At 76.1% G+C, this 26932-nt stretch carries 18 protein-coding genes and 2 pseudogenes; 10 read left to right on the top strand and 10 right to left on the bottom strand.

What is annotated here, in order from left to right:
* Positions 1-49 precede the first annotated feature (49 nt).
* From GC089_RS13895 to GC089_RS13880, 4 genes are read right to left on the bottom strand one after another with little or no spacing between them, the layout of a single operon-like run.
* Positions 50-772, bottom strand: a complete 723-nt coding sequence (locus GC089_RS13895) for an ABC transporter ATP-binding protein (RefSeq protein ID WP_155378154.1) — start codon at positions 770-772, stop codon at positions 50-52.
* On the bottom strand, positions 769-1761 hold the full coding sequence (locus tag GC089_RS13890) for an ABC transporter ATP-binding protein (RefSeq protein ID WP_155378153.1): 993 nt from the start codon (positions 1759-1761) through the stop codon (positions 769-771). Before GC089_RS13890 ends, GC089_RS13895 begins: the two co-directional genes overlap by 4 nt.
* A gap of 42 nt (positions 1762-1803) precedes the next feature.
* Positions 1804-4608: an FtsX-like permease family protein gene (locus tag GC089_RS13885; RefSeq protein ID WP_155378152.1), complete on the bottom strand. Its 2805-nt coding sequence runs from the start codon at positions 4606-4608 to the stop codon at positions 1804-1806.
* A complete protein-coding gene (locus GC089_RS13880; RefSeq protein WP_155378151.1) occupies positions 4605-7907 on the bottom strand; it encodes an FtsX-like permease family protein in 3303 nt (1100 codons plus the stop codon). Before GC089_RS13880 ends, GC089_RS13885 begins: the two co-directional genes overlap by 4 nt.
* A 283-nt stretch (positions 7908-8190) precedes the next feature.
* Here GC089_RS13880 and GC089_RS13875 point away from each other — a divergent pair, with 283 nt between their 5' ends.
* On the top strand, positions 8191-10563 hold the full coding sequence (locus GC089_RS13875; protein ID WP_196250711.1) for a methyl-accepting chemotaxis protein: 2373 nt from the start codon (positions 8191-8193) through the stop codon (positions 10561-10563).
* Here the strand turns inward: GC089_RS13875 and GC089_RS13870 are convergent.
* On the bottom strand, positions 10499-11950 hold the full coding sequence (locus GC089_RS13870; RefSeq protein ID WP_155378149.1) for a class II fumarate hydratase: 1452 nt from the start codon (positions 11948-11950) through the stop codon (positions 10499-10501). The genes GC089_RS13875 and GC089_RS13870 overlap by 65 nt on opposite strands.
* Before the next feature lie 105 nt (positions 11951-12055).
* Here GC089_RS13870 and GC089_RS13865 point away from each other — a divergent pair, with 105 nt between their 5' ends.
* From GC089_RS13865 to GC089_RS13845, 5 genes are all read left to right on the top strand, one after another.
* Entirely contained in the window at positions 12056-13345 is a 1290-nt protein-coding gene (locus tag GC089_RS13865) for an extracellular solute-binding protein (protein ID WP_155378148.1), read from the top strand.
* Complete coding sequence (locus tag GC089_RS13860) at positions 13342-14319, top strand: carbohydrate ABC transporter permease (protein ID WP_230684819.1); 978 nt, start codon at positions 13342-13344, stop codon at positions 14317-14319. Before GC089_RS13865 ends, GC089_RS13860 begins: the two co-directional genes overlap by 4 nt.
* Positions 14316-15152 (top strand): carbohydrate ABC transporter permease, encoded by an 837-nt coding sequence (locus tag GC089_RS13855; protein ID WP_155378147.1) that lies wholly within the window; start codon positions 14316-14318, stop codon positions 15150-15152. The genes GC089_RS13860 and GC089_RS13855 overlap by 4 nt, the downstream gene beginning before the upstream one ends.
* A gap of 34 nt (positions 15153-15186) precedes the next feature.
* Positions 15187-16464, top strand: coding sequence for an ABC transporter ATP-binding protein (locus GC089_RS13850; RefSeq protein WP_155378146.1), 1278 nt, complete (start codon positions 15187-15189; stop codon positions 16462-16464).
* Between the two features lie 317 nt (positions 16465-16781).
* Positions 16782-17105, top strand: a complete 324-nt coding sequence (locus GC089_RS13845; protein ID WP_155378145.1) for a DUF2087 domain-containing protein — start codon at positions 16782-16784, stop codon at positions 17103-17105.
* Between the two features lie 50 nt (positions 17106-17155).
* Here GC089_RS13845 and GC089_RS13840 read toward each other — a convergent pair whose 3' ends face one another.
* The 4 genes from GC089_RS13840 to xseA all read right to left on the bottom strand — a co-directional run bounded on the left by GC089_RS13840 (position 17156) and on the right by xseA (position 20493).
* On the bottom strand, positions 17156-17821 hold the full coding sequence (locus GC089_RS13840) for a carbonic anhydrase (RefSeq protein ID WP_155378144.1): 666 nt from the start codon (positions 17819-17821) through the stop codon (positions 17156-17158).
* Positions 17818-18810 carry a carbohydrate kinase gene (locus tag GC089_RS13835; RefSeq protein WP_155378143.1) on the bottom strand — a complete coding sequence of 331 codons (993 nt, stop codon included), beginning with the start codon at positions 18808-18810 and terminating at the stop codon, positions 17818-17820. The genes GC089_RS13840 and GC089_RS13835 overlap by 4 nt, the downstream gene beginning before the upstream one ends.
* Entirely contained in the window at positions 18807-19079 is a 273-nt protein-coding gene (locus GC089_RS13830) for an exodeoxyribonuclease VII small subunit (protein ID WP_155378142.1), read from the bottom strand. The genes GC089_RS13835 and GC089_RS13830 overlap by 4 nt, the downstream gene beginning before the upstream one ends.
* Positions 19080-19188: 109 nt before the next feature.
* The gene (gene xseA, locus GC089_RS13825) at positions 19189-20493 is read right to left on the bottom strand and encodes an exodeoxyribonuclease VII large subunit (protein WP_155379239.1); all 1305 of its coding nucleotides are present in this window, start codon (positions 20491-20493) and stop codon (positions 19189-19191) included.
* A gap of 149 nt (positions 20494-20642) precedes the next feature.
* Between xseA and GC089_RS13820 the strand changes: the two are divergent.
* Positions 20643-21679, top strand: a pseudogene (locus GC089_RS13820) (4-hydroxy-3-methylbut-2-enyl diphosphate reductase).
* A 13-nt stretch (positions 21680-21692) separates the two neighbouring features.
* Here the strand turns inward: GC089_RS13820 and GC089_RS13815 are convergent.
* Positions 21693-23039 carry a DNA recombination protein RmuC gene (locus tag GC089_RS13815; RefSeq protein ID WP_230684818.1) on the bottom strand — a complete coding sequence of 449 codons (1347 nt, stop codon included), beginning with the start codon at positions 23037-23039 and terminating at the stop codon, positions 21693-21695.
* Between the two features lie 254 nt (positions 23040-23293).
* On the opposite strand from GC089_RS13815, the pseudogene GC089_RS13810 reads away from it, so the two are divergent.
* The 3 genes and pseudogenes from GC089_RS13810 to ychF all read left to right on the top strand — a co-directional run bounded on the left by GC089_RS13810 (position 23294) and on the right by ychF (position 26762).
* A pseudogene (locus GC089_RS13810) lies at positions 23294-24060 on the top strand (ABC transporter ATP-binding protein).
* Complete coding sequence (locus GC089_RS13805) at positions 24036-25595, top strand: hypothetical protein (RefSeq protein WP_155378141.1); 1560 nt, start codon at positions 24036-24038, stop codon at positions 25593-25595. Before GC089_RS13810 ends, GC089_RS13805 begins: the two are co-directional and overlap by 25 nt.
* An 81-nt stretch (positions 25596-25676) precedes the next feature.
* Entirely contained in the window at positions 25677-26762 is a 1086-nt protein-coding gene (gene ychF, locus GC089_RS13800) for a redox-regulated ATPase YchF (RefSeq protein ID WP_155378140.1), read from the top strand.
* The last annotated feature ends 170 nt before the right edge of the window (positions 26763-26932 follow it).

The raw sequence follows: 26932 nt of genomic DNA, 5'->3' as shown, positions 1-26932 counted from the left end.
GCCGCGGCTGCGCGACCTCCCGCCGGCGGGACCGGACGGCGTCGGCGGGTCAGCCCTCGACGAGCCGCCCGTCCGCGAGCCGCACCACCCGGTCCGCCAAGGCGACCATGACCGGGTCGTGCGTCGACACGATCGCGGTCATGCCCTCTGCCTCCACGACCGCGCGGATCAGCGCCATGACCGCCCGCCCGGTCTCGGAGTCGAGCTGGCCCGTCGGCTCGTCCGCGATGAGCAGGCGGGGGGAGTTCGCGAGCGCGCGGGCGAGCGCGACACGCTGCTGCTGCCCGCCCGACAGCTGCCCCGGGCGCTGGCGCGCGTGCGGCCCGAGCCCCACGAGGTCGAGCAGCAGCGCCACGCGCGCCTCCCGCTCGGCCACCGGCGTCCGGCGCATCCGCAGCGGCACGCCGACGTTCTCGGCGGCCGTCAGGACGGGCACGAGGCCGAAGGTCTGGAAGACGAACGACACGACGTCGCGACGCAGCGCCACGAGGCCCCGCTCGTCGAGCGACGACACCTCGCGGCCCGCCACGAGGACGCGGCCCTCGTCCGGCCGGTCCAGGCCCCCGATCGCGTTGAGCAGCGTCGTCTTGCCGGAGCCGGAACGTCCGACGACCGCCACGAGCTCACCGGGCCGGACCTCGAGGGAGACGTCCTGCAGCGCGTGCACGCGGGCGCGGCCCGTGCCGTAGCTGCGGTGCAGGTGCTCGACGCGCACGAGCGGCTCGGCGGCGTCCGGGCGCCCGGGGGTGGTGCCGGCGGTGGCGGCGGTCATCGGGCGTCCTCCGGTCCCGCGGCGCGCGGACGGTCGGGGTGGATCTCCACGTGCGAGCGCTCGAGGGCGAGGCGCACCCGCCCCACCAGGTCGAGCGTCTCGCGGTACTCGCGCGGCAGCTGGACGCGCCCGGCGCGGTCCAGGACCGCGAACTCCTCCGCGACCACGTGCTCGCTGCCGTCGTCGCGCGTCGCGGTGCGGCGCAGGACCTCGGTGCTCGTGCGGCCGTCGCGGATCTCGACCGTGCGCTGGACGTGCTCGCTGACGCCCGGGTCGTGCGTGACGACGACGACGGTCGTGCCGAGCTCGCGGTTGACGGAGCGCAGCGCCCCGAGCACGTCGGCCGAGGTCGCCGTGTCCAGCTCGCCGGTCGGCTCGTCGGCGAACAGCACCTGCGGGGAGTTCGCGAGGGCCGTCGCGATGGCCACCCGCTGCTGCTCGCCGCCGGACATCTGCGCCGGACGGCGGTCCGCGCAGTAGCCGACGCCCAGCACGTCGAGCAGGCCGGTCGCGTCCGCGCGGCGCGCGCGCCCGGGCCGCCCGGCCAGCGCCATCGGCAGCGCGACGTTCTCCGCCGCGGTCAGGTACGGCACGAGGTTGCGGGCCGTCTGCTGCCACACGAACCCGACCATCGAGCGGCGGTACTGCACGCGCTCGCGGGCGGTCATCGTCATGAGGTCCCACGGGCCCACGCGCACGCGTCCGGCCGTCGGCACGTCCAGCCCCGACAGCACCGACAGCAGCGTCGACTTGCCCGAGCCCGAGGCGCCGACCACCGCGACGAGCTCGCCCGCCTCGACGAGCAGGTCCAGGCCCTGCAGCGCCTGCACCTCGATGCCCTCGGCCTGGTAGATGCGCACGAGCGACTCGCACACGATCAGCGCCGTGCGCCCGAACTCCTCCGGGCGCGCGCGGGCCCGCTCCTCGAGCGCCGACAGCGTCGTCGTCGCAGGCGCGTCCTGCACGCTCAGCTCGTCCACCGGGTCCATGCCGGCTCCCTCCTCGTGGTCCGCGTCATCGTCGTCCCTGCCTCACCGCTCGCCCACGCGCAGCACCTCGCCCAGCCGGTCGCGCCGGCGCACCGCCTGCTCGACGGCGACCGCGACGACCAGGGCCACGAGCAGGGCACCGCCCGCCACCGCGACCGACCACGGGGCGGGGACCGTCCGCGCGGCCGGACCGCCCGTCAGCGACTCCAGCCCGAGGCTGTCGGTGACGAGCCACGGCACCACCAGGCCGATCGCGGTACCGCCCAGGAACCCGCCGAGCACCAGGGGCGCGAGCTCGCCGAGCGTCGCGGCGCGCGCCGCACCGGCGTCGAGGCCCAGGGTGCGCAGGGTCGAGAGCGTGCGGCCCCGCTCCCGCGCCGTGGCCACGACGACGAGCACCAGCGCGAGCACCAGGAGAGCGACGAGCACGGCGATGCCGAGCGCCTGGAGCCCGAGCAGGGCCCCCGTCAGGGGTTCCGCGGACCAGGCCCGCCACCACCCGTCGCGCGTGGTCACCGTGACCCCCGACCACGTCGGTGCCGCGAGGCCGAGCGCGGCGACGGCCTCCGCCGCTCCCGGCCCGGCCACCCACGCGCGGTCCGTGGCGGGCAGCTCCATACCCGCGGCCACGAGCGTGCGGCGGTCGAGCACGACCACGCCGTCGTCGGCCGCGCCGACGGGGACGGCCGCGCGCGCGTCGAGCGGCGGCGCACCGGCGTCGGCCGGCATCGCGGTCGTCCCGCGCACGTCGAGGACGACCTTCTCCCGCAGGTACGACACGTCGGGGGGCCCCGTGACGCCGTGCTCCGCGAGGCGGTCGAGCAGCTGCGCGCTCACGAGGGCCGGCACCCGCCCGCCGGCCGCCTCCTCCTGCGCGAGGCCCGCGAGCCCCGCGTCGACCGGCAGCCCGCGCGCGGTGCGCGCCGCGGCGAGCTCGGCGCTGTCGACGACCAGCAGCGTGACCGACAGGCCCGTGCCCTCGCCGAAGCGGCGGTCGGTGAGCTGGCTGCCCGTCGCCACGGTGTCGACCCCGTCGGCCTCGCGCAGCGCGGCGAGCGCGGCGCGCCCGGCCGGCCGGTCGAGCGCGCCGTCGAGCCGGGCGTCGGCACCGACGAGCCGGTCGGCCGCCTCCACCTGCCCCGTGCGCACCGACTGCGCGAGCGTGCCGGAGAGCACCACGAGCGCGACGGCCACGGTGACCGTGAGCAGCGGGACGACGGCCGTCGCGGCCCCCTGCGCGCGCGCCGCGGCCAGCGGTGCCGCGATCCCGCGGGAGCGCGCGGCCAGCCGCCCGGCGACCCGCACGAGCGCGGGCGCGACCCGGACGACGACGAGGGACGCGGCGGCGGCGACGAGCACCGGCGCCGCCGCGAGCAGCGGGTCGACCTCACCCGCGCCGACCGGGACCAGCCCGCGCGTGCGCACCGAGGCGAGCGCCGCGACGGCGAGGACGACCACGAGGGCCTCGCTCGCGAGCCGCCGCGCGCCGCGCTGCGCGGCGAGGCGCGCGCGCTCGCGGCGGTCGGCGGGGACCCGGCGTCCCGCCCACGCCGCGCGCGCGGCCCGCGCGGCGAGCACGGGCGGAGCCAGCGCGGCGGCGACGGCGACCACGACGGCGACCGCCGTCGTACCGCGGTACGTCCCCAGCGCCCACTCCACCGCGCCGTACGCGACGCCGCCGACGGCGAGCGCGACGGGGACGGTCTCGACGAGCGCGCGCAGGACGACCGACGCGAGCGACGCACCCCGGGCCCGCTCGGCGGCCAGGAAGGCCCGCCGCCGCTCGACCAGCAGCCCGGCGGCCAGGACGAGGCAGAGCGCGCCGGTGGCGGCGGCACCCACGACGACCAGCGAGGCCTGCGCCCGGGCGGCCACGAGGCGCGTCTCGAACGCGTCGACCACCGCGGGCAGGTCGCTCACGAGCACGCCGCTCGAGGCGGCGAGCGCGACGACGTCCCGCCGCATCGCCCGCGCGTCCTGGAGCGTCAGCCCTGCGGTCTCCACCTGCGCGCGGACGGTCGCCTGCAGCAGGGCGGTCGGGATGACGCGCTGCAGGTCGGGGGCGTTGTCCGGCGGCACGTACAGGCCGTGGACGTCCCCCCGGTCGGCGTCCGTGCCGCTGGCGGCGACGGGTGAGACGAGCCACGGCGCCTCGCGCCACATGACGGAGTCCGGGTCGACGGGCTCGTACAGCCCGGTCACCACGTACTGCGTCTCGCCGCCGACGTCCTTGACGCCCCGGGCGAGGACGAGCGGGCCCGCGTCGAGCGTCACGCCCAGCCGCTCCGCCGACTCCGCCGGCATGCCCACCTCGACGCGAGGCACGAGGTCCGGCTGCGTGGGCCCGGCCTGCTCGGTGTCGGGGACCGGGCGCGGCTCCTGCCCCGCGACCCACCGCACGGCGTCCTGCGGCTCGTCGCCGTCGCCGACGGTGGCGACGACGCCCACCCGGGCGGCGAAGCTGCCGGACGGGAGGCGCGCGGTGAACGCGCTCGACCGCACGGTGAGCACGGGCACGCCGATGCGGTCGCCGAAGGAGTCCAGGAGGAACTGCGCGGACTCCTGCACGACCGACCCCGCGCCAAGGCTCATGCCGGTGGTGGGCAGGGTCGGCACGGCCACCACGTCCGCGGTGGTGCCCGCGTTCTCGACGGCACCGCGCACGCCGAGGTCGCCCGCACGCTCGACGAGCCGGGGGAGCGCGAGCGCGAGCACGAGCGTGCCGAGCAGCAGCACGGCGGACCCCACGAGCAGGGCCCGGTCCTGCGCGGCGCGGCGGCGGGTGACCAGGACGGCCCCCGCGGTCGTCGCGCGCGCGGCGGTCCGCAGGGCGGTGGGTGCGGTCACCGGTCGTCCCCCAGTCGCAGGAGGGCCCCGGACGCGCGCCGGACGAGGAGCCCGGCGACGACGCCCACGGCGAGGCAGGCGCCCACCGCGAGGGCCGCGGTGAGCAGGATCTGCCCGCCCCAGGGCCAGGCGACCCCCGGTGCGGGCACGGGTCGCAGCCCCTCGCCCGAGACGGTGAGCACGGGGGCGACGGCGTGCGCCAGCCCGAGGCCGATGGCGAGGCCGGCGAGGGCGCCGACGGCCACGAGGAGGGCGTGCTCGCCGAGCAGCCCGCGCACGAGCGAGCCGCGGTCCGACCCGAGCGCCTGGAGGCGGGCCAGCTCGAGGCGGCGCGAGCGCACCGCGACGCTGGCGCTCGCGCCCAGGCCGACGACGACGAGCAGCCCGGCGCCCAGACCGACCAGCGAGAGCGCGACGGGAACGCTGACCCGCAGCGGACCGCGCGTCGCGGTGACGCGCTCGTCCGCCCGCACGGTGACCTCCCCGAGGCCCTCGGTACGCAGGTCGGCCGCGAGCGCGCGTGCCGTCGCGTCGTCGGGCGGTGCGAACCACCAGCCGTCGAGCAGCGTCTGCGGGGAGCCGACGTCGACCAGCAGACGGGTGAGCGCGTCGGAGTCGACGAGCATGCCCGGTCCGCGCGGGGTGCCCGGCAGGTAGGGGACGACCGCCTGCACGCGGGCGACGACGTCCAGACCGCCGACGGTGACCAGCACGCGGTCGTCGGGCCCGACGAGGGCCTCCTCGGCGAGGTCCGCCGTGAGCACGGCGCGCAGCTCGTCCGCGCTCTCCCACGCCGCGATCGTCGTGTGCCCGCCGATCGTGGGCTCGGACAGCGCGTACGGGTCCGTCTCGGCCGCCACGGTCAGGTCGGTGCCGGAGACCGCGACGTCCACCGGGAACGGGACCGACCCGCTGAACGCCGTACCCGACCACCCGGCGACCTCCGCCAGCGCCAGCGGCGTCGCGGGCGCGCTGTCGTCGAACGAGAGCGCCTGCGCGGAGCGGTCGACGGCGCGGGCCGACGCGAGCGTGACCGCCGTGCGGCTCGTCCCCTCGCCCCGTTCCTCCGCCGCCGCCCAGTCGGCGGGCAGCTCGGCGAGCCGCACGCGCGCGGACACGCCCACCACCGTGACCGGGAGCGCCAGCTCGGGGACGCGGAACCAGGCGCTGCCCGGCTCGGCGAGCGAGGGCACGTGCGAGCTGAGCCACGTCCGGACGCCGTGGGCGTCCTCGACCACGAGCGACAGGCCGACCTCGCCCGGCGCGGGGTACTGCTGCTCGACGCGCACGTCGGCGACCACCCACTCGGTGTCGCCCGGGAGCGGGACGCCCGGCAGGGCCTCGGCGGGGGCGAGCGGCGCCACGACCTGCGCCCAGGGGACGTCGGCACGCCCGCGCAGGACGTCCGGACGTGTGGTGTCCACCGCGAGCAGGCGCGTGTCCTGCGCGGAGGACCGCGTGAACGAGTCGATGGCCAGCCCGATGCTCGCGGTGCGGTCGACGACGGGCGTCCCGAGCACGTCCGGGTGGGCGGCCAGGACGGCGCCGGTGCGCCGCGCACCCGGGACGCCGTCGCCCTCGAGCCCGTCCAGGCGCACGTCGGTGCCGACGGCCAGGTCGACCTGCTCCTGCTGGGACGCGCGCCAGGTGGCGAGGAAGGACTGGGAGAACGTCGCGGAGGCGACGGCCAGGACGAGCACGAGGACCGCGCCGGTCGCGGCGGCCGGCCGCCGCGCCACCTGCCACGCCGCGAGCGGCGCGACGAGGGAGCGGCTGCGTCCGGCCACCGCGTCGGCCGCGCGGCCCACCACGGGGACCAGGCGCAGGGCGAGGACGGCGGCGCCGAGCGCGACGAGCGCCGGGGCCCCCGCGAGGACGGGGTCGACGGTCGCCGCGGCCGACGGCACCGCGAACGGCGCGCCGTACGTGAGCAGCTGCCAGAGCGCGACGCCGGCCAGGGCGACGAGGGCGAGGTCGGCGCCGGCCCGCACGAGGCCGGCGTGCGCGGAGGGCGCGGACGAGCCGGCCGCGTGCCACTGCGGGACGACGAGGGAGACGGTGAGGACGGCCCCGACGAGCGCGCACGTGGCCACGAGCAGGACGGGGACGCCCGCGGGCACCGCGAAGCCCGCCGCCCCCAGCAGCTCGCCGCCGACGAGGAGCCCGTACAGCGCCCGGGACGCCCACGGGGCGAGGAGCGTCACGGCGACGAGGAGCCCCACGGCCTCGAGGACCGCCAGCGAGCGCAGCTGCCCCGGGGCCGCGCCGCGGGCGGCGAGCAGCTCGCCCTCGGCGGCGCGCCGCTCGCCGAGCAGGCGGGCGGCCAGGAGCATGACCGTCGTCGCGAGGACCGTGAGGAGCAGGCCGACGACGACGACGCCGGCGCGCGTGACCGCGAGCTCGCGCCACGCCCCGTCGATCGTCCGGTCGACGCGCGTGCGGACGGCGCCGCGTGCGTCGGTGGGGCGCAGGTCGGCGGCGAGCGCGACGTGCATGTCGGGCACGGCGGCGCGCAGCCGTGCCACGGCGCCGCGGGGTGCGTCGAGCAGCCGGGGCACGACGACGAGCTCCACCGACTCCACGGAGCCGGGTGCCGCGAGCGCCGCCGGGTCGACGAGGACCGGTCCCCACGCGTCGGTGGTGGACATGCCGGCGGATCCGGGCACCGGGAACGCGGGGTCGTGGCCGCGGCCGTCCAGCCGGTCCCGGTCCCACGTCCCGCGCGGTCCCTCGAGCTCGTGGACGCCCACGACGACCCACTCGTCACGGCTCTCGCCGTGCTCCGTGCCGACCGGTACGACGGTGCCGACCTGCCACCCGTACGCCTGCGCGGCGACGGCCGGGACGGCGACGGGCAGACGCCCGGAGCCGTCGCGGGCGCCGTCCGGCCAGGTCCCCGCGACGAGCCGCGCGTTCTCGTCGAGGCCCGGGTACGCCGCGGTGTAGGCGAGCGGGACGGCGCCCGCCGCGGTACGGCCCGGCAGCCGCACGAGCGGTCCGCTGCGCCACACCTCCTCGTCGCCGGGGATCCCGCTCAGCGTCTCCTCGACGACGTCGCGCGCGATCCCGATCGCGACCTCGGGGTCCTCGTCGTTCGGGCGGACCGTGGCCAGGAAGCGGACCGACTCGTCGTCGGCGCGGTGCAGCGCCTCGTCGAGCGCGTCGTTCTGGGTGCCGTCGAGCAGCAGGGCGAACGTGCCGAGCAGGGTGGTGGCGACGAGCGCGACGACCGCGACGGTCGCGAGGACGGCGCCCTGGTCGCGCACGCGTCGCGTGAGGACCCGCCATCGCCAGCCCATCGGCACCTCCTCGTTCCGGCCCGCGACGTCGCGGGTGCCGCCGGGAAGCCACGCTAGGGAGGCGCACGAGGGCTTGGGACCGCTTCCACGTCACGGAACGGAAACGGTTCACACCCTCCTCGTGCGCACGGGCGGCCGCCGGCGGTGGCGCCGCACGTCGCCCGGCTGCGTGGTGACGTCGCCATTCCTCCTCAGCCACGGCCCGCGCGAGCCGATGGGCCGTCGACGCCACCGACGGCCGGGGGCGTCCCCGGGCGTCGACGCCACCGACCCGGGAGCTCTCGTGACCTCGCCCGCCGCCACCGGCGCCCCTCGCACGTCCACCGCCGCAGCGGTCCCCACGCCGCGGCCGCCCGCCGACGCGCCGGCTCCGCGGCGCACCCGTCCGGCAGCGGCCGCACCCGCCGACCGCAGGCGCGTCCCCGGGCTGCGCGCCCGCCTCGTGGTCGCCGGCGGCGGCGCCGTCGTGGCGACCGCGCTCGTCCTGTCCGTCGTCGGCGGCGTCCTCACGTCGAACCTGGCCGAGCGCGCCGCCGACGAGGTCGCCGGACTCGTCGGCACCTCGCTCACCGAGTCGGCCGACAACGCCGTGACCCTGGTCGGCACGCAGGTCGACACGGTGGGGGCGCACGTGCTGGCCCAGCTGCGGGTCGCCGAGCAGCTGGTGGAGCAGCGCGGGGGCGTGGGCTTCGGCGAGCCCGTCGCGTGGACGGCCACGGACCAGGTCACCTCGGCCCGCCGCGACGTCGAGCTGCCGGCGCTGGAGGTCGGCGGCGAGTGGCTCGGCCAGAACCGCGACCCGGCCGCACCCACGCCCGTGGTGGACGAGGTCGCGGCCCTGCTGGGCGGCGCCGTCACCGTCTTCCAGCGGGTCGACGAGGCGGGGGACATGCTGCGCGTCGCCACCACCGTCCCCGCCGCGGACGGGAGCAGGGCCGTCGGCACCTCCATCCCCGCGGTCGGCGCGGACGGCGTCCCGACGCCCGTCGTCGAGGCCCTGCTCGCCGGCCAGACCTACAGCGGCGTGGCGACCGTCGTCGGCACCCCCTACGTGTCGGCCTACTCGCCGCTCGTCGTGGACGGTCAGGTCGTGGGTGCGCTGTTCGTCGGGGTCCCGCAGGCGGACGTCGACGCTCCGCTGCGGGCCTCGCTGGCCGACGCGCACGTGGGGGAGGGCGGCGGGCTGACCGTGCTCGCCGCGGACGGCTCCACCGTGGTGCCCGACGCACCCGTGCTCGGCGACGCCGACGCGGCGGACGTGGTCGCCGAAGGCGCGAGGCTCGCGGAGGGGGACCACGCCGTGCGCACGCTGACGGTGGACGGTGCGCCCGCCCGGGCCGTCGTGACCCGCGCGCCGGCCTGGGGCTGGACGGTCGTGGCCTGGGCGCCGGAGGCGGAGGTCGGCGCGGTGGCCGCGGAGCTGCGCGCCGGGTCCCGCACGCTCGTCACGACGCTGCTGCTCGTCGGGCTCGGGGTGGCGCTGCTCGCGGTGGCCGCCGTCGCCCTCTACACCCACCGCCTGGTGGGACGGGTCCTGCGCCTGACCCGCGCGCTCGAGCGGGTCGCCGCACGTGACCTCGGCGTGCAGGTGCGGGCCGAGGGCCGGGACGAGATCGGCGCCATGGGTGCCGCGCTCGCCGTGGCGGTCGAGGGCATGCGCGGCGCGGTCGCCCGCATGCGCGAGGGCGCGGCGGACGTGCGCGGGACCGCGGACCGGCTCGCGGAGTCCAGCGCGGCCCTCGCCGCGGCCGCCCGTGAGTCCGCCACCGGCGCCGCCGGCGTCTCGGAGAGCGCCGGTGCCGTGTCCGCCGAGGTCGCGGCCGTGACGGCGGCGACGACCGAGATGCAGACGACCATCGCGTCGGTGGCGCGCGACGTCTCCTCCGTCCGGCAGCAGACGGGCGACACCGTCGCCCTCACGGGCGAGGCCGCCCTCGCCGCGCAGCGCCTCGCGGCGTCGTCGTCGCAGATCAAGGACGTCGTGGCCACCGTGACGGCCATCGCGGGGCAGACCCACCTGCTGGCGCTCAACGCGACCATCGAGGCCGCCCGCGCCGGGGAGGCCGGGCGCGGCTTCGCCGTCGTCGCCGGTGAGGTCAAGGAGCTGGCGGAGCAGACCTCCACGGCGCTGGGCACGATCGCGCCCGTGCTGACGGCCGTCGAGCGCGACGCCGGGGACGTGGGCGGCGCGGTCGAGCGCATCGCCGGTGCCATCCGCGCCGTCGACGACCACCAGTCGTCGATCGCCGCGGCGGTCGAGGAGCAGGCGCTGACGACGGCCGAGGTCGAGCGCAACCTCGTCGCCGCCGCCGGGGCACGCAGGACATCGCCGCCGCGATGCAGCAGGTCGCGGACGAGGCGGCGCGCTCGCAGGCCGAGGCCGACCAGGTGCACGACGCGGTCGGCGGCCTCACCGGGGTCGCCGCCGTGCTGCGCGAGGAGGTCGAGCGCTTCCGGCTCGACGGGGCGCCGGCGGCCGGCTGAGCCCTCTGTGCCGGCCCCGTCGTGCTGGCCCCGTCGTGCTGGCCCCGTCGGGCGCACGACGACCGCGGCCCGCCCGGTGGGACCGGGCGGGCCGCCGTGGCGTGGTGTCAGGCCTGCGGGGGACGCGTCATCGACAGCACGTCGAGCGCGGCGTCGAGCTGCTCGAGCGTGATCTCCCCGCGCTCGACGTGGCCCAGGTCGAGCGTCGCCTGCCGGATCGTGACGCCGTTCTTCACGGCGTGCTTGGCGATCGCGGCCGCGGCCTCGTACCCGATCACGCGGTTGAGCGGGGTGACGATCGACGGCGAGGACTCCGCCAGCGCGCGGGCGCGCTCGACGTTGGCCGACAGGCCCGCGACGGTGCGGTCGGCCAGCACCCGTGACGCGTTCGCGAGCAGGCGCACCGACTCCAGCACCGCCGACGCGATGACCGGGATCTGCACGTTGAGCTCGAACGAGCCGCTCGCCCCGGCCCACGCGACCGTCGCGTCGTTGCCGACGACGCGCGAGCACACCATGAGCACGGCCTCGGGCACGACCGGGTTCACCTTGCCCGGCATGATCGACGAGCCCGGCTGCAGGTCGGGGATCGCGAGCTCGCCCAGGCCGGTGTTCGGGCCCGAGCCCATCCAGCGCAGGTCGTTGCAGATCTTGGTCAGGCTCACCGCGATCGTGCGCAGCGCGCCCGACAGCTCGACGAGGCCGTCGCGCGAGCTCTGCGCCTCGAAGTGGTCGCGGGCCTCCGTCAGCGGCAGGCCGGTGTCCTCGACGAGCAGCGCGATGACCCGCTGCGGGAAGCCCGCGGGCGTGTTGATGCCGGTGCCGACGGCGGTGCCGCCGAGCGGGACCTCCGCGGCGCGGGGCAGCGCGGCCTGCAGGCGCTCGACGCCGTAGCGGACCGTCGCGGCGTACCCGCCGAACTCCTGGCCGAGCGTCACCGGGGTCGCGTCCATCAGGTGCGTGCGCCCGGCCTTCACCACCTCGGCCCACGCGGTCGCCTTCTCCTCGAGTGCGCCCGCGAGGTGCTCGAGCGCCGGCACGAGGTCGCGCACGACGCCGGCGGTCGCGGCGACGTGCACGGACGTCGGGAACACGTCGTTGGACGACTGGGAGGCGTTGACGTGGTCGTTCGGGTGCACGTCGCGGCCGAGCCGGCGCGTGGCCAGGGTCGCGATCACCTCGTTGGTGTTCATGTTCGAGCTCGTGCCCGAGCCCGTCTGGTACACGTCGACGGGGAAGTGCGCGTCGTGCACGCCGCTCGCGACCTCGTCCGCGGCCGCGACGATGGCGTCCGCCACGTCCTGGTCGAGCACGCCCAGCTCGGCGTTCGCGCGCGCCGCCGCCTTCTTGACGCGGGCGAGCGCCTCGACGTGGCCGCGCTCCAGCGTGCTGCCGGAGATGGGGAAGTTCTCGACCGCGCGCTGCGTCTGCGCCCGGTAGAGCGCCTGGGCGGGCACGCGCACCTCGCCCATCGTGTCGTGCTCGATGCGGAACTCGGCCGGGGGCACGGCGGACCCCTCCGGGCCGGCCGCGACGTCGGGTCCGGTGCTGGAAGTCATGCGTCGCATCCTCCCACTGGTGGACCCGCGTCCGCTCCGGTGGCGCGACCGGCCGACTGGTAGTCGGATAAGTCCCACCCACCCCCTGGAAGGGAGGCAGCGACGGTGCGACGACGAGCAGCGCTGCTCGCCGCGGTCGTCCTCGCGGCGCCGCTGGCGGCCTGCGCCCCGGCCGAGGCAGGACCGCCGACCCTCACCTGGTACATCAACCCCGACTCCGGCGGGCAGTCGCGCATCGCGCAGCAGTGCACCGACGAGTCGGGCGGCGCCTACCGCATCGAGACCGCGCTGCTGCCCCGGGACGCCCCGGGCCAGCGCGAGCAGCTGATCCGGAGGCTCGCGGCGAACGACGCGTCGATCGACATCATGAGCCTCGACCCGCCGTACATCCCGGAGTTCGCCAACGCGGGCTTCCTGGCCCCGATCCCCGAGGACGTCGCGCAGGCCGTGACGCAGGACGTGGCCGAGGGCGCGATCGCGGGCGCGACGTTCCGCGACGAGCTCGTGACCGTGCCGTTCTGGGCCAACACGCAGCTGCTCTGGTACCGCAAGTCGGTGGCGGAGGCCGCGGGGCTCGACATGACGCAGCCCGTGACCTGGGACCAGCTCGTCGAGGCGGCCGCGGGCCAGGACAAGACGGTGGCGGTGCAGGGCGTGCGCGCCGAGTCGCTCATGGTGTGGGTGAACGCGCTCGTGGAGTCCGCGGGCGGTCACGTCCTGGAGGACTCCGAGGCCGACGAGGGCGAGGACGTCACGCCCGACCTCGACTCCGACGCCGGGCGGCGCGCGGCGGAGGTCATCCGCACCCTCGCCGACGCGGACGTGGGCGGCCCCCAGCTCGCGAACGCGAACGAGGACATCAACGCGAGCATGTTCGAGAACGACGAGACCGCGGGCTTCATGGTCAACTGGCCGTTCGTCTGGCCCCGCGCGAACTCCGCGGTCGAGGCCGGCACGCTCGACGCGTCGGTCGTCGAGGACTACGGCTGGGCGCTGTACCCGCAGGTGGACGAGGGCCAGCAGTCCCGTCCGCCGTACGGCGGGATCAACCTGGGCGTCGGGGCGTTCAGCGAGCACGTCGACCTGGCCTTCGAGGCCGTGCAGTGCATCGTCGACCCGGCCAAGCAGGCGGAGTACTTCGTGACGGACGGCAACCCGCCGTCCAGCCTGGTCGCGTTCGACGACCCGGAGGTCCAGGAGGCCTTCCCCATGGCGGACGTCATCCGCGAGTCGCTGCAGAACGCGGCGCCCCGCCCGCAGACGCAGTTCTACAACGAGGTCTCGTCCAGCGTGCAGCGCACGTGGCACCCGCCGCGCGGCGTCGGGCCGGACACGAGCCCCCGTGAGGCGGACGAGCTCATCGCGGCCGTCCTGAGCGGGGAGGCCCTGCTGTGAGCAGCGTCGCCGGGGCGCCCCCGGCCCTCGCCGAGGACGACCGCCCGCGCGGCCGCTCCGCGCGCAGCGGCGCGCCGCGGCGCTCGGACCGTGCCCGGCAGGAGGCACGCCTGGGCATGCTGCTGTGCGCGCCGGCCGTGCTCGTGCTCGTCGCGGTCGTCGGCTACCCGATCCTGCAGGCCGTCTGGGACTCGCTGTTCAGCTACCGACTGACGAACCCGGACGCGCGCGAGTTCAACGGCCTCGCGAACTACGCGCTGATCCTCACGGACCCGATCTGGTGGCAGGCGCTCGGCGTGACGGTGCTCATCACGGTGATCACGGTCGCGATCGAGCTCGTGCTCGGGTTCGGGCTCGCGCTGGTCATGAACCACGCGCTGAAGACGCTCCGGCCCGCGCTGCGCACGGCGATCCTCATCCCGTACGCGATCATCACGGTGGTCTCGGCGTTCGCGTTCCTCTACATGTTCGACCTGACCAGCGGGTTCGTGAACAGCTGGCTGCCGTTCGTCGCCGACGGCAAGGACTGGTTCGCGACGTTCGGCTCCGCGGTGAGCGTCATCATCCTGTCGGAGATCTGGAAGACGACGCCGTTCATCTCGCTGCTGCTGCTGTCGGGCCTGGCGCAGGTGCCGGGCGACCTGGCGGAGGCCGCGAAGGTCGACGGCGCGACCGCGTGGCAGCGGCTGTGGCGCGTGACGATCCCGAACATGAAGGCCGCGATCATGGTCGCGCTGCTGTTCCGGACGCTCGACGCGTTCCGCATCTTCGACAACATCTTCATCATGACGAACGGTGCCGCGGGCACCGAGTCGGTCGCGTTCCTCGCGTACCGGCAGACCATCCAGCGGCTCGAGATCGGCGTCGGGTCGGCGGTGTCCGTGCTGCTGACGATCCTCGTCGCGCTCATCGCGCTGCTGTTCGTCAAGGGGTTCAAGGTGAACCTCGCCGCGTCGACGAGGGGTGGCCGATGAGCGGCTCGCGCACGAAGGTCTGGTGGTGGGTCGGCGGCCTGCTGATCATCCTGTACTGCCTGTTCCCGGTGGCCTGGATCGTCTCGCTCAGCCTCAAGGCGCCGTCGGACCTGGACAACGGCTCGTTCCTGCCCACGCAGGTGACGTGGCAGAACTACCAGCTCATCCTCACGGGGCAGGCGTCGGACCTGTTCCTGCCGGCGCTGCGCAACTCCGTGGGCATCTGCCTCATCGCGACGCTCATCGCGGTCGTGCTCGCGGCGCTGACGGCGTACGCGATCGCGCGGCTCGACTTCCCCGGCAAGGCGTTCGTGCTCGGCCTGTCGCTCGCGGTGTCGATGTTCCCGGTGATCTCGATCGTCACGCCGCTGTTCAACATCTGGCGCTCGATCGGCCTGTACGACACGTGGGCCGGCCTGGTCATCCCGTACCTGTCGATCACCCTGCCCCTGTCGATCTGGACGCTGACCGCGTTCTTCCGCGAGATCCCGTGGGAGATGGAGCAGGCCGCGCAGGTCGACGGCGCCACGACGTGGCAGGCGTTCCGCAAGGTCATCGTGCCGCTGGCCGGACCGGGTGTGGCGACGACCGCGATCATCGCGTTCTTCCTCGCCTGGAACGACTTCGTCTACGGCATCTCGCTCACGTCGACCGAGGCCGCGCGGCCCGTGCCCGCGGCGCTCGCGTTCTTCACCGGCGCCTCCCAGTTCGAGGAGCCGACCGGCGCGACGTCCGCCGCCGCCGTCATCGTCACCATCCCCGTCGTCGTCCTCGTGCTGCTGTTCCAGCGGCAGATCGTCGCCGGGCTGACCCAGGGCGCGGTCAAGGGCTGACCGCCCGCCGCCCGTCACGCGAAGGAGTGCGCAGATGGCCGCGATCACGCTGAGCCACGTGGTGAAGAGGTACGGCGACGGGTACCCCGCCGTGAACGACGTCAGCCTGGACATCAAGGACGGCGAGTTCGTCATCCTCGTCGGCCCGTCGGGGTGCGGGAAGTCGACGCTGCTGCGGATGGTCGTCGGCCTGGAGGACATCTCCGACGGGGAGATCGTCATCGACGGCGACGTCGTCAACGACAAAGCGCCGCGCGACCGGCGCCTGGCGATGGTGTTCCAGAACTACGCGCTGTACCCGCACCTGACGGTGTTCGAGAACATCGCGTTCCCGCTGCGCCTGGAGAAGGGCAAGTTCTCCGAGGAGGAGATCCGCACCCGCGTCGAGAAGGCCGCCGACACCCTGGAGCTGCGCGAGCACCTCGACCGCAAGCCGGCGAACCTGTCCGGCGGGCAGCGCCAGCGCGTCGCGATGGGCCGCGCGATCGTGCGCGACGCGCGCGCGTTCCTGTTCGACGAGCCGCTGTCGAACCTCGACGCGAAGCTGCGCGGGCAGATGCGCACGGAGATCTCGCGCATGCAGCGCCGCCTCGGCACCACGACCATCTACGTGACGCACGACCAGACCGAGGCGCTCACGCTCGGCGACCGCGTCGCGGTGCTGAAGAAGGGCGTGCTGCAGCAGGCCGCGAGCCCGCGCGCGCTGTACGAGCAGCCGGTCAACCTGTTCGTCGCCGGATTCATCGGCTCCCCGCCGATGAACTTCCTGCCCGGCGAGGTCACCGGCGACGTGCTGCGCCTGCCGCTGGCGGACGTGCCGCTGTCGGCCGACCTGCGGTCCCGCATCGGGGACCGGTCGCTGGTCATCGTCGGACTGCGCCCCGAGCACCTCGAGGACGCGGACACCCTCGACGACGACACGCGTGCCAGGGGCGTGACGTTCGAGGCCGACGTCGACGTGGTCGAGTGGCTCGGCGCGGAGCTGTACGCGTACGTGCCGTTCGAGACCCGCGCCGAGGTGGCGGGCACGCTCGAGGAGCTCGACCGCGACCTCGACGGCGAGGGCATGCGCACGCAGCTCGTCGCCGCGCTGGGCGCCGAGAGCCACGTGCGCGACGGCGACGTGGCGGACCTGTGGTTCGACCCGGGCCGGCTGATGATCTTCGACCCGGAGACGGGGGAGAACCTCACCTACGACGCGGAGGCGGCGCGGGCCGCGGACGAGGAGAGCGAGACGGAGCGGCGACGCGCGGTCGAGCGGGCGCACGCCCGCGAGAGCCGGCGCGCGCAGCGCAGCACGCCGGCGGCCTGACGGGCGCAGCGGGCGGACCGGCCGTGCCGACCACCCGCCCCCGGCGGACGCGTCACGGGTCTGCGGGCGCGTCGCGAGGGCGGACCCTCATCCGGGCTGTCCGCACGCCGTCCGCACGGCTGTCCGCACGCCGTCCGCACGGCCGTCCGCACGGCTGTCCGCACGCCGTGCGGACGGCCGCGGAAGAGGTGCCCCGCCGCCCCGTCCGGCGCGCGGCCCGTCGCCGGCGAGCCGGAGGCGGGCCGAGGCGGTGGCTCGTGGGGCGCCACCCGCGCAATCACGTGGCCGCGCGGGTGCGCGCCGCGGACCATGAGGGCATGCACCCGTCCACCCCCGAACCGGTCTGCGACGCCGCCCGCTTCCTCGTGCGCGGGCGCTTCGTCACCACCCCGCGGCGCTCGCGGGACCGCGACGCGCTGGTCGAGCACGTCGCGGCGATGCTCGTGGCCCCGGGGGAGGAGCTCGACGAGGCCGAGCTCATGGCCCGGCTCGCGCCCGTCGCCGACGACCCCGTGCGCCTGCGGCGCGAGCTCGTCGAGGCGGGCCTCGTCGGCCGGCGCGCCGACGGCTCTCGCTACTGGCGGGAGCGGCTGACCACGCACGACGACGAGCCGGACGCGCGCGGGCGCCCGAGGGCCTGACGCGACGAGGGCGCCGCACCGGTCGTGGTGCGGCGCCCTCGGCGTGCGCGTCAGGCGCTGACGGCCTGCCCCGGCTCGACGCCGATGTCGCCGATGACGTGCGCGAGCTTCGCCCGCCCGTCGGCGAGCGTGTACTCGACGGCGACGATCGCGCAGCGGCCCTCGGCGACCGCGTCGGCGAGCGACACCGAGTACCCGTGCAGCTGGTTCGCGGTGTGCAGCACGTGCTCGTGACCGAGCTCCGCCGCGTCGAACGTCCCGACCGCCCGGCCGTGCTGCGACAGCCCGATGATCGACGGGATGACGCGGTCGACGACGGCCTGCACGAAGCCGGCCGGCACCGTCCCGCCGTTCAGCGCCTCGGACGCCGCCGCGACCGCGCCGCAGCGGTCGTGCGCGAGCACCACGACGAGCGGCGCGCCGAGCACCTCGACGCCGTACTCGATGGAGCCGATCACGGTCGTGTCGAGCACGTGCCCCGCCGTGCGCACGACGAACAGGTCGCCGAGCCCCTGGTCGAAGATGATCTCCGCCGCGACGCGGCTGTCGGAGCAGCCGAAGACGACGGCGAACGGGTGCTGCTCGGCGCTGATCTCGGCCCGCCGGTCGATGCCCTGCGAGGGGTGCTCCATGCGGTCCTCGACGAAGCGCGTGTTGCCCGTGGCGAGGGCGGTCCACGCCTCGGCAGGCGTCAGCGGCTGGGTGGTGGTGCTCATGCGGGACCTCCGTCGGGGGCGTCGGCGAGGACGGCGGCGAGCAGCGACGGGTCGTCGAGCTCGGCCGCGGTGGGCGGGTTCGCGCCGTGGCGCGAGACGGTGAGGGCGGCGATGCGCACGCACCGCGCGAGCACGTGCTCGGCGGTCGCGGCGTCGATCTCGTGCAGCGCGTCACGGCGGTCCGCGCCCAGCAGGCCCGCGGACCACAGGCCGTCGACGAGACCCGCCATGAAGGAGTCCCCGGCCCCCACCGTGTCCGCCACCCGCACGTGCGGCGCCGCCACCTGCAGGCGCGCCCCCGCGTCCGTGCACGCGAACGCCCCCTCGCCGCCGTGGGTCACGACGACGAGCGCGGGGCCGCTGCGCGACCACTCCTCGGCGATCTCGGCGGGCGCCACACCGGGCAGCAGCCACGCCAGGTCCTCGTCGCTGACCTTCACCACGTCGGCGGTGCGCACGAGCCGCTCGACGACGGGGCGCACGTCCTCGGCGCTGCCCATGAGGGCCGGGCGCAGGTTCGGGTCGTAGGTGACGGTCGACGTGGCGCGACGTCCGTCGAGCAGCTCGGCGACGCGGGGGCCGCCCGGGCGCAGCACGGCGCCGATCGAGCCCGTGTGGACGACGAGCGGCGCGTCCGCGTCCTCGTCCCAGGCGTCCGGCAGGTCCCACTCGAGGTCGAACTCGTACGTCGCCGCACCCTGCGCGTCGAGCCGGGCCGTCGCGACGGGCGTGCGCACCGGGGAACGGTCGCCGGCCAGCACGCGCACGCCCGAGCCCTCCAGGTGCCGGCGCACGAGGGCGCCGTGGGCGTCCGGCGCCAGCCAGGTGAGCAGGTCCGCCCGCCGGCCGAGCCGTGCCAGCCCCACCGCGACGTTGGCCGGGCTGCCGCCCGCGATCTCCTCCCGGCTGCCGTCGGGCCGCTCGACGACGTCGACCAGCGCCTCGCCGACGACGAGGGCGCGCGACCGCTGCGGGGCGTCGGCGGTCACGACGCGTCCCCGTCGACGTCCCGCCCCTGGCCGCGGGCGGCCGCGAGCCGCTCGCGCGCCCCGTCGAGCCACTCCTGGCAGCGCGCCGCGAGGGCTTCACCGCGCTCCCACAGCGCGAGTGACTCCTCGAGCGTCGCCGCGCCCGTCTCGAGCCGGTCGACGACGGTGACGAGCTCGTCGCGCGCCTGCTCGTACGTGAGGGTCGCGGGGTCGGGAGCGGCCGCGGGGGAGTCCCCGCCGGCGGCCGCACGGTCGGTCGGGCGTGCCACGCGCACAGTCAACCAGCAGGGCCGGGCAGCGGCGCGGGGGTGTCCGGGGGACGGGAGCACGGCACGTCCCGACCGCGACGGCCGGCCGCGGGGGACGCCGCGGGCCTCGTCAGGTCGACGCGCCCGCCGGGCCGCCGTCGCCGACCGTCGCGCCGATCTCGCCCTCCGCCAGGCGCACGCGCAGCGCGTCCCCCTGCGCGACGTCCTGCGGGTGCCGCACGACGGCGCCGTCGGCACGCTGCACCACGGCGTACCCGCGCTCGAGCGTCGCGGCGGGCGACAGCGCGCGCACCTGGGCGGCGAGGCGCCCGACCTCGCCGGCCGCCCGGGCGAGCGAGGCGTCGAGGAGGGTGCGCCCCCGGTCGACGGCACGGTGCAGCCGTACCTCGTGCGGGTCGACGAGCGTCCACGGCTGCGCCAGCACCGGGCGCGAGCGCAGCTGGGCCAGGTGGTGCTCCTCGCGGGCCAGCCGGTGCTGCAGCGCCGCCTGCCCACGGGCGCGCGTCTGCGCCAGCCGGGCCCGCTCCTCGGTCACGTCCGGCACGACGCGCTTCGCGGCGTCCGTGGGCGTCGAGGCGCGCAGGTCCGCGACGAGGTCGAGCAGGGGCGAGTCCATGTGGTGGCCGATCGCGCTCACGAGCGGCGTCCGGCAGGCGGCGGCGGCCCGCACGAGCGTCTCGTTGCTGAAGGGCAGCAGGTCCTCGAAGGACCCCCCGCCGCGCGCCACCACGACGACGTCCACGCGCGGGTCGGCGTCGAGCTCCGCGATCGCGGCCGTGACCTCCGGGACCGCGGACGGGCCCTGCACGGTGACGCGCCGGACCTCGAACTGCACGGCGGGCCAGCGGGCCCGTGCGTTCGACACCACGTCGTGCTCCGCGTCGCCCTGCTGGGCGCAGACGAGCCCGATCACGCCGGGCAGGAACGGCAGCGGCCGCTTGCGGAACGCGTCGAACAGGCCCTCGGCCGCGAGCACGCCCTTGAGGTGCTCGATGCGCGCGAGCAGCTCGCCCAGCCCCACGAGCCGCACGCGGTCCGCGGCGAACCCGAGCGAGCCCTTCTTCGGCTGGAACTGCGGCCTGGCGTGCACGACGACGTGCGCACCGTCGTGGAAGCGGTCGCCGAGCGACATCGCGGCGACCGCGGGCAGCGTCACGGACAGGGACATGTCCAGGTCGGTGTCGCGCAGCGTGAGGAAGAGCAGCGAGTTCCAGCGGCGCAGGTTGAGCACCTGCCCCTCGACCCACACGGGCGGCATCCGCGCGACGTACTCGGCGACCTTGGGGGCGAGGTGGCGCACCGGCCACGGCCGCTCCGGCGTCGTCTCGGCCGCCTTGAGGGGCAGCGGCAGGCGCTCGGGCGCGGGTGCCCCCTCGTCCGGCGCGGGCCCACCACCCACGGCGCTGCCCCGCATGCTGTCGACGTCCACGTCCCCAGCCTGCCGCACGGCACCGACGCCGCCGTGCACGGCCGTGCCCGGGGGGCGTCCGTCCGCACAGGATCACCACGTGGCGCCCACCACGTGCCCGGGAGTGCGGCCCCCGCGCGACCTAGACTGGCGCGGTGACCTCCCTCGCGACCGACCGGACCGACGTGCGCCGGCGTGTGCTGCTCGCCGCGCCCCGCGGCTACTGCGCCGGCGTCGACCGTGCGGTCGTCGCCGTCGAGAAGGCGCTCGACCACTACGGCGCCCCCGTGTACGTCCGCAAGGAGATCGTGCACAACAAGCACGTCGTCGAGACGCTCGCGGCGCGCGGCGCCGTCTTCGTCGACGAGACGGACCAGGTGCCGGAGGGGCGCGCGTCGTGTTCTCGGCGCACGGCGTCTCGCCGGCGGTCCGCGAGTCCGCCGCGGCGCGCAACCTGCTGACGATCGACGCCACGTGCCCCCTCGTGACGAAGGTGCACAAGGAGGCCGTGCGGTTCGCGGCGGACGACTACGACATCCTCCTCATCGGCCACGACGGCCACGAGGAGGTCGAGGGCACGCAGGGCGAGGCACCGGAGCACATCCAGGTGGTCAACTCGCCCGACGCGGTCGACGACGTCGTGGTGCGCGACCCGGAGCGCGTGGTCTGGATCTCGCAGACGACGCTGTCGGTCGACGAGACCATGGAGACCGTGCGCCGCCTGCGCGAGCGGTTCCCGCACCTGCAGGACCCGCCGAGCGACGACATCTGCTACGCGACGCAGAACCGCCAGGTCGCGGTGAAGAAGCTGGCGCCCGAGTGCGACGTCGTGCTCACCGTCGGCTCGGCCAACTCCTCGAACTCGGTGCGCCTGGTCGAGGTCGCGCTCGACGCGGGCGCCCGCTCCTCGTACCGCATCGACGGCGCCGCCGAGATCGACCCGGCCTGGTTCGAGGGCGCGACGACGGTCGGCGTGACGTCGGGCGCGTCGGTGCCCGAGGTCCTCGTCGACCAGGTGCTGGCCCGTCTCGCCGAGCTGGGCTTCGGCGACGTCGAGGAGGTGCGCACGGCCACCGAGGACCTCATGTTCTCGCTGCCCCGCGAGCTGCGCGCCGACCTCAAGGCCGCCGGCAACGGCGACCCGCGCCCCCGCCGCGAGGGCCGGCGGGCGCTGGACGTCCAGCCCGTCTGACCGGCTCCGCCCGTCACCGCGCGCCGCTGCGCGCCTGCTCCTCCACCGGGTCGGTGTGGCCCGTGCGCTCGTCGAGCACGACCGCCTGGGCCGTGGAGAACGCGACGAGCTCGGGCGCGCTGACGGTCGCCAGGCGCGGGTCGGCGGGGGGAGGGGTCGGCAGGTCGGCGTCGACCACGTGCAGGTCCGCGAACCGGCGCGCGCTGACCAGCACCCGGGTCTCGAGCGACGCGACGGTCTGGTTGTAGGCCCCCGCGGCGGAGTCGATCGCCCGGCCGAGCCGTGTCAGGTGCCCGCCGAGCGTCGCGAGCCGCCCGTGCAGCTCCTTGCCGAGGGTGAGGACCTGCTGGGCGTTCGCGGCCAGGGCGTCCTGCTTCCAGGCGTAGGCGACCGTGCGCAGGAGCGCGAGCAGCGTCGTCGGCGTCGCGAGCACGACGTTGCGCTCGAACGCGTGCTCGACCAGCCCGGGGTCCTGCTCGACGGCCGCGTGCAGGAACGACTCGGCGGGCACGAACATGACGACGAACTCGGGCGCGGGCGCGAACTGGTCCCAGTACCGCTTGGCGGCGAGCGCGTCCACGTGCGCACGCACGTGCCGGGCGTGCGCCGCCATGCGCTCGGCGCGCACGCGCTCGTCGCTCGCCTCGCTGGCCTCGAGGAAGCCGAGGAACGCGACCTTCGCGTCGACCACGACGTTCTTGCCGCCCGCGAGCCGCACCACCATGTCCGGTCGCAGCACGCCGTCGTCCGTGCGGACCGACGCCTGCTCGACGAAGTCGACGTGCGCGAGCATCCCCGCCGCCTCCACCACGCGCCGCAGCTGCACCTCGCCCCAGCGGCCACGCACGTGCGAGGACCGCAGCGCGGTGACGAGCTGGGCGGTCTGGCCCCGCAGGTGCTCGGACGCCTCCCGCATCGCGCGCACCTGCTCGCCGAGCGCCGCCTCGCCGGCGGCGCGCGCCCGCTGCGCGGAGGCCAGCTCCCCGCGCACCTGCTCCAGCGTGCGCGCGATCGGCTCGACCATCGTCCGCACGGACTCCTCGCGCCGCGCCAGCTCCGCCGCGCTGGTCTGGTGCTCGGCCGCCATGCGCTGGTGCGCGAGGGCGAGGAACTGCTCGCTCGTCGCGCTCAGCGCGTCCGCCGCCAGCGCGCGGAAGCGCTCGTCGTCGCCGTCCCCGCGCGCCTCGAGCAGGGAGCGCGCGCGGGTCGCCTCCAGCTCCGCGGCGCGCACGCGGCGCTCCGCCGCCCGGGCGGCACGCGCACCGGCGGCGACCCAGGCGGACCCGCCGCCGAGCAGCGCGCCGACGAGGACGCCGGCGAGCAGCGTGAGGACGAGCGTCGCGACGGACATCTGCACCATGGTCCGGCAGCCTGCCAGCGGGCACCGACAACGCCCCGCGCCGACGCCGCGCGCGACCCCCGGCGCACGAGTGCGCTCGCCACGGGCGGGTCGCGGCGTGGCGAGGGCGTCAGGACCTGCACCTATGCTGGCCGGATGGTCTCAGAGCACCCGCCGAGCCCGTCCCCGCAGCCTCAGCCCCAGCAGCTCCCGGCCGCGCCCCCCGTCGCCGTGCCGACCGCCACGGCCCCCGCCGGCTCCCCGGCGCCGGCCCCGTGCCGTCGGCGCCCGCGCTGGAGCTGCGCGGGCTCTGGCGGCGCTTCGGCGACAAGATCGCGGTCGCCGGCGTCGACCTCGCGATCCCGGCGGGCTCCTTCTACGGGCTCGTCGGGCCGAACGGCGCCGGCAAGACGACGACGCTGTCCATGGCCACCGGTCTGCTGCGCCCCGACTACGGCACGGTGCTCGTGCAGGGCGTCGACCTGTGGGCCCACCCGGTCGAGGTCAAGCGCGCGCTCGGCGTGCTGCCCGACGGCGTCCGCCTGTTCGACCGCCTCACGGGCGCGCAGCTCATCACGTACGCGGGCCTGCTCCAGGGGCTCGACCGGCCCACCGTCGAGGCACGCACGCGCGACCTGCTCGCGGCCATGGACCTCACCGCCGACGCGAGCACGCTCGTCGTCGACTACTCGGCGGGCATGACCAAGAAGGTCGCCCTCGCGTGCGCGCTCGTGCACGCGCCGCGCCTGCTCGTGCTCGACGAGCCGTTCGAGGCGGTCGACCCCGTCTCCGCGGCCAACATCCGCGAGATCCTCGCGCGCTACGTCGCGGGCGGCGGCACGGTCGTCGTCTCGTCGCACGTCATGGACCTGGTCCAGCGCATGTGCGACCACGTCGCGGTGATCGCGGGCGGGCACGTGCTGGCCGCCGGCACCGTGGACGAGGTGCGCGCGGGGCGCTCGCTGGAGGAGAGGTTCGTCGAGCTCGTCGGCGGTCGCGTCACGGGGAGGGGCTGGAGTGGTTGGGCACCTCGTCGGTCTGAAGCTCGCGCTGCTGCGCAACGGGCTGCGCCGCAGCGCGTGGCAGCTCGTGGGTCTGCTCGTCGGGGCGCTGTACGGGCTCGGCGTCCTGGTGCTCGCGGCGGCCGGTCTCGTGGCCCTGTCGTTCCAGGACGCGGCGCTGCGGGAGACGGTGCTCGTGCTGCTCGGGTCCGCGGTGGTCCTGGGCTGGTGGGTCGTCCCCCTCGTCGCGTTCGGCGTCGACGCCACGCTCGACCCCCGCCGGTTCGTCACGTTCGGCGTCCCCCGCCGGGACCTGCTCGTGGGGCTCACGCTCGCCGGGCTGATCGGCGTCCCCGGCGCGGTGACGGCCCTGCTCGCCCTCGGCACCGCCGGCACGTGGTGGCGCGAGCCGCTCGCGGTGCCGGCGGGTCTGGTCGGTGCCGCGCTCGCCCTCGCGGCCTGCCTCGTGGGGGCACGTGCGAGCACGGCCGCCTTCGCCGGGGTCGTCGGTCGCCGCCGCGTCCGCGAGCTCGTCGCCGTCCTCGCGGTGCTCCTGCTCGCGATGACCGGCCCGATCGTCGGCGGCCTCACGGACGGCGTGGCGGCGCTCGGCGCGGGTGGGCTCGCACGCGTCGTCGACGTGCTGGCGTGGACGCCCCTCGGGGCGGGCTGGGCGGTGGCCCCGGCCGTGGCCGCCGGTGACGCCGGCGCCGCGGCGCTGCGCCTGCTCGTCGCCCTCGCGACCGTCGCCGTCGCCTACCTGGTGTGGGACCGCGCGCTCACGCGCACGCTCGTGGAGCCCGTCTCGGCGTCGCACGAGGTGAAGGCCCGCGGGCTGGGCTGGTTCGCCCGCTTCCCCGCCACACCGGCGGGGGCGATCGCGGCGCGGGCCGCGACGTACTGGGTGCGCGACCCCCGGTACGCCATGGCCGTGGCGATCGTGCCGGTCGTGCCGCTGGTCATGGTCGTCTCCGGTGCGGGGGACGTCGTGCTGGCGGCGGGACCGCTCACGGGCATGCTCGTGGGCTGGAGCGTCTCGGCCGACGTCGCGTACGACGGCACCGCGTTCTGGACGCACGTCGCCGCACCCGTGCGGGGCGCGGTCGACCGCCGCGGCCGCGTCGTGGTGGCCGGCGTCCTGGGGGTGCTCGCGACGGTGGTGGTCACGGTGGGCACGGCCGCGTGGGCGGACGCCCTCGAGCACCTGCCCGCGCTGCTCGGCGCCGGGCTCGGTCTGCTGCTGACAGCCCTGGGGGCGGCGTCCGTGGTCTCCGCGATGGTCGTCTACCCCGTGCAGCAGCCGGGGGAGAACCCGTTCTCGACCAAGCAGGGGACGAGCGCGGTCGCGTTCACGTCGCAGCTCGTCGGCGGCACGGCGGTGTTCGTGCTCACGCTGCCGGCGATCGTGCTCGCGGTGCTCGCGATCGTGCAGGGGTCGGCGGTGCTGGGCTGGACGGCGTTCGCGGTGGGCCTGCTGCTCGGTGCCGCGCTGCTCGTCGGCGGCGTCGTGCTGGGCGGGCGGCAGCTCGACCGCCGCGCTCCCGACCTGCTCGCGCGCATGCGCTCCTTCCCCTGACGCGCTCCTGACCCGGCCCGGCACGGCCACCGGCGGTGCCCGGGCTGGGCGGGGCGCGCGCCCCGCGTAGAGTGGAACCCCGTGGCGCTCACCATCGGCATCGTCGGACTGCCCAACGTCGGCAAGTCCACCCTCTTCAACGCGCTGACGCGCGCGCAGGTCCTCGCGGCGAACTACCCCTTCGCGACGATCGAGCCCAACGTCGGCGTGGTCCCGCTGCCGGACCCGCGCCTGGACCGGCTCGCGGAGATCTTCGGGTCCGAGCGGGTCCTGCCCGCCACGGTGTCGTTCGTCGACATCGCCGGCATCGTGCGCGGCGCGAGCGAGGGCGAGGGCCTGGGCAACAAGTTCCTCGCCAACATCCGCGAGGCCGACGCCATCTGCGTCGTGACGCGCGCGTTCGCCGACCCCGACGTCGTGCACGTCGACGGCCGCGTCTCGCCGAAGGACGACATCGAGACGATCCACACCGAGCTCGTCCTCGCGGACCTGCAGACGCTGGAGAAGGCGGTGCCGCGCCTGGAGAAGGAGGTGCGGGCGAAGAAGGCGGACGCCGCGGAGCTCGCCGCGGCGCAGAAGGCGCTCGCGGTGCTCGAGCAGGGCACCACCCTGTTCCAGGGTGCGGCGGCGGCCGGCCTGGACCTCGCGGACCTGGCGTCCTTCCAGCTGATGACGACGAAGCCGTTCATCTACGTCTTCAACACCGACGACGCCGGCCTCGCGGACACCGCGATGCAGGACGACCTGCGCGCGCACGTCGCCCCGGCCGACGCCGTGTTCCTCGACGCGAAGTTCGAGTCGGAGCTCGTCGAGCTGGAGCCGGACGAGGCCCGCGAGATGCTCGAGGCGAACGGCCAGGAGGAGGCGGGCCTCGACCAGCTCGCCCGCGTCGGCTTCCACACCCTCGGCCTGCAGACGTACCTGACGGCGGGCCCGAAGGAGTCGCGCGCCTGGACGATCCGGCGCGGCTGGACCGCGCCGCAGGCGGCCGGCGTGATCCACACCGACTTCCAGAAGGGCTTCATCAAGGCGGAGGTCGTCTCGTTCGACGACCTCGTCGAGGCAGGGTCGGTGGCCGCCGCCCGCGCGGCCGGCAAGGCGCGCATCGAGGGCAAGGACTACGTCATGGCCGACGGCGACGTCGTGGAGTTCCGCTTCAACGTCTGAGCCCGGGCTCTCCCGTCCGCCGGTGGACGCGGCAGCCGTGGCCCAGCAGCAGCGACCCCGGCCCGAGGCGGAGCCCTCGAGGGACCGCGTCCCGCGCCGCCGAGGGGGCGGCAGGCACGGTGGTCCACCGCCGGATGCTCGCCGGCCTGCGCGCGGGGGCCGTCCTCGCG

Source organism: Cellulomonas sp. JZ18, from assembly GCF_009720485.1.
Lineage (GTDB): Bacteria > Actinomycetota > Actinomycetes > Actinomycetales > Cellulomonadaceae > Cellulomonas.
Note: the sequence above shows the minus strand (reverse complement) of the source record. Positions and strands in the feature narration are given on the sequence as shown.

Bases quoted from the DNA above. Each gene is read 5' to 3' on its own strand.
- GC089_RS13855 (WP_155378147.1), top strand. From the start codon at position 14,316: ATGAGCGGCTCGCGCACGAAGGTCTGGTGGTGGGTCGGCGGCCTGCTG.
- GC089_RS13850 (WP_155378146.1), top strand. From the start codon at position 15,187: ATGGCCGCGATCACGCTGAGCCACGTGGTGAAGAGGTACGGCGACGGG.
- GC089_RS13845 (WP_155378145.1), top strand. From the start codon at position 16,782: ATGCACCCGTCCACCCCCGAACCGGTCTGCGACGCCGCCCGCTTCCTC.
- GC089_RS13895 (WP_155378154.1), bottom strand. From the start codon at position 772: ATGACCGCCGCCACCGCCGGCACCACCCCCGGGCGCCCGGACGCCGCC.
- xseA (WP_155379239.1), bottom strand. From the start codon at position 20,493: ATGCGGGGCAGCGCCGTGGGTGGTGGGCCCGCGCCGGACGAGGGGGCA.
- GC089_RS13880 (WP_155378151.1), bottom strand. From the start codon at position 7,907: ATGGGCTGGCGATGGCGGGTCCTCACGCGACGCGTGCGCGACCAGGGC.
- GC089_RS13890 (WP_155378153.1), bottom strand. From the start codon at position 1,761: ATGGACCCGGTGGACGAGCTGAGCGTGCAGGACGCGCCTGCGACGACG.
- GC089_RS13840 (WP_155378144.1), bottom strand. From the start codon at position 17,821: ATGAGCACCACCACCCAGCCGCTGACGCCTGCCGAGGCGTGGACCGCC.
- GC089_RS13870 (WP_155378149.1), bottom strand. From the start codon at position 11,950: ATGACTTCCAGCACCGGACCCGACGTCGCGGCCGGCCCGGAGGGGTCC.
- GC089_RS13815 (WP_230684818.1), bottom strand. From the start codon at position 23,039: ATGGTGCAGATGTCCGTCGCGACGCTCGTCCTCACGCTGCTCGCCGGC.